The 2414-nt window shown below is 47.9% G+C and carries 4 protein-coding genes; 1 reads left to right on the top strand and 3 read right to left on the bottom strand.

Going from position 1 to position 2414, the window contains the following annotated elements; translation table 11 throughout:
- Positions 1 to 214: 214 nt before the first annotated feature.
- From AC1DUO_RS24160 to AC1DUO_RS24150, 3 genes are read right to left on the bottom strand one after another with little or no spacing between them, the layout of a single operon-like run.
- Positions 215 to 604 (bottom strand): nuclear transport factor 2 family protein, encoded by a 390-nt coding sequence (locus AC1DUO_RS24160; protein ID WP_133625271.1) that lies wholly within the window; start codon positions 602 to 604, stop codon positions 215 to 217.
- A 4-nt stretch (positions 605 to 608) separates the two neighbouring features.
- Positions 609 to 1457 carry an MBL fold metallo-hydrolase gene (locus tag AC1DUO_RS24155; protein WP_421589611.1) on the bottom strand — a complete coding sequence of 283 codons (849 nt, stop codon included), beginning with the start codon at positions 1455 to 1457 and terminating at the stop codon, positions 609 to 611.
- A gap of 57 nt (positions 1458 to 1514) precedes the next feature.
- Entirely contained in the window at positions 1515 to 2147 is a 633-nt protein-coding gene (locus AC1DUO_RS24150; RefSeq protein WP_421589654.1) for a DsbA family protein, read from the bottom strand.
- 116 nt (positions 2148 to 2263) lie between these two features.
- On the opposite strand from AC1DUO_RS24150, the gene AC1DUO_RS24145 reads away from it, so the two are divergent.
- The coding region (locus tag AC1DUO_RS24145; protein ID WP_477989121.1) for a LysR family transcriptional regulator at positions 2264 to 2414 on the top strand (151 nt) is incomplete at its 3' end.

The raw sequence follows: 2414 nt of genomic DNA, 5'->3' as shown, positions 1-2414 counted from the left end.
GTGTAGTGATAAGGAAACAGGGCTCGGATAACATCATGGCGCGGGTAAATTAACCCACTAACGACGCCGGATATATGGTCGCAAACCGTATCGAACCAGTACTTGTAACACCCGGGGCGTCCATATATGGTTTACTGAAACTGCCCACAATGGATGTTGACCAAATTCAGTAAACGACTACAAGTGCGAAGAGACCTGTCAGACGGTGTTAACTTTATGCTAACGCCGACATGACCGACGCGCTATCGACGTACTGCTCCATGGTCATTATCTTCCCATCCTCAAGGCGATAAAGGTGCGCAAATGACGCCGTCATCGCCTTGCCGGTTATTTTATAAACGCCGGAGTAAATCCCAAAAGCAGCAACATAGTTACCGTCAGCAAGAAACGTATGCGTCTTTGCCTGATAGTCTGTCCACTCAGTTGCCAGTCGCTGAAATACGTTAGCGATTATCTCTTCTGCACCGGTGTAAGTCCCTGCATAGGGGAACCCAGCCGCTTCAGTCCATGTCGCATTGGGGGACAGGACAGCAAGCAGGTTCTTTCCATTTTCTTCAGAGGTACCTTCATAAGTCGCGCGTATAATTTCCACATTACTCTTCATTATTCTATCCCCAACTCATTTCGCCCTTGGCGACTTTTGCACCAATTTGTAAAGCGATACTCATGCCAGCATCAGGATAACGTTTTGTCATGGCTGCAATCAGTTCGCTACTGTCGCCGGCCAGACTAAGCTCGTTCTCAAAAGCCAGAAGATAGTCGCGGGTATAGGTTATTGCTGAAATATCGATAGTACCCTCAGATAACATATGCCCTGCGATGACCGTAGTGGGATGTCTGGATGCCATGGTGTCCAGATTTTTTATCCAAAGTGCGCGACCCTCTGGACCTTGAGTGTCGGCAGTCCACACATGGGTACCAGAGAACACCAGTACACCGCCAAAAATAGCGTTAAGCGAAGGTACCCAGAGATAACGACGGTTAGCAAGGCCATCAGCATCAATAATTTCGAGGGTCTGGCCTTCGAGAGATAACGCATCCTCGTCAAATACCTCGGGCATAACGATGTCTGACAACGTTTGCGGGCCGTTGTCCTGGAGTTGTGGGCCCCACACTGCCAGTTTCTTATCAACACTTTTCTTAATAGCGTCGATTGTCGACGATGCGGCAACGACACGAGCTTCCGGAAAGGCTGCTCTTACCGGACCGAGGCTAAAGTAGTAATCAGGGTCGCTTTGGCTAATATAGATTGTTGTCAGCTTTTTACCTGTTTTCTGGATAGCCTCTGCCAGCAGTCTGCCATCGGCGAGCGTAAAACCACCGTCAATAAGTACGGCTTCCTTATCGCCCGTGATCAGCACTGGCGAGCGATAAAAACCGTGCTCGCCGGCAGGAAAATGTGTCCAACTCAGGGGAATGTCCTTCCCTGCATCAGGGACGTTGGTTTGTAGTGTCATCGTATTTTTCGCCTTCTATTAAAGTGGTAATTAGGTGAGCATTGCTATCACCAGACGTTATGAATCCACTAACTGACGTACCCATTCATGAGGGTTTGAAAACAAAACGCTTGAGTTTAGCATCCAGCGCTTTGAGCCGGATTCGGCAATAAAAGTGGGAACCCCGCGTGCGCCAAATTCCCGCATTAATCGTTTCGCACGCTCAGTACGAGTATGGTTTGCTTCGAGCAAGTCTGCTGCGGGATCCAACACTTTCTTCGCTGCATTTTCCAGCCCCTGAGAACTTAACACACCCGCAAGAACCGACAATGACGTGACGTCAAGCCCCTCAACATAACGGGCGCGTTGTATTGCTTTCAGCGCTTCAATTTCCCGCGAAGGGTTTGACAGTGATACTGCAGTAATCGCAAGCGTGGCTGAACCACTGTCAAATTTTTTCTGCTGGCCATGAAGTACTTTTTCGCGATAAATCTCGGAAAAAGGCTGACCGGTGATATTAGAAATTCGCTGGTCGTTTTCCCACGCAAAAGCAGCAAATTCATTGTTCATGGGACGTGCACCGGCATCTGAAAACAGGCCGGTTGGCATGAACTCAAGTTTAATGCCCGGAATGTCATTTAGTTCAGTAAGCACAGGTGACGCGCCGTAGCACCAACCGCAAAGTGGATCGAATAAGTAATTAAGAATCATGTTCACAGGAGCCCCCTATTTTTAAAAGTAACTCATCATAGAAAACTTTTATTGGATATTAAATACATCCATGGTAAACAGCTTGTCATCTAAAAACATACAATTGGAATGCGATAGTGAGAAAACTGGGAAATATCAGACGCCTTGCCTACTTTGTCTCTGTGGTTGAGGCTGGCTCATTTACTGCAGCTGCCGAGCGTTTGGGTATAACTAAAGCAGTAGTCAGTCATCAGGTCGCGCGTCTTGAAGAGGAGTTGAACACCACTC

This window comes from Rahnella sp. P4_A8 (genome assembly GCF_056402435.1).
The sequence above is the reverse complement of the archived record's forward strand: the minus strand, read 5'-3'. Positions and strand labels throughout refer to the sequence as shown.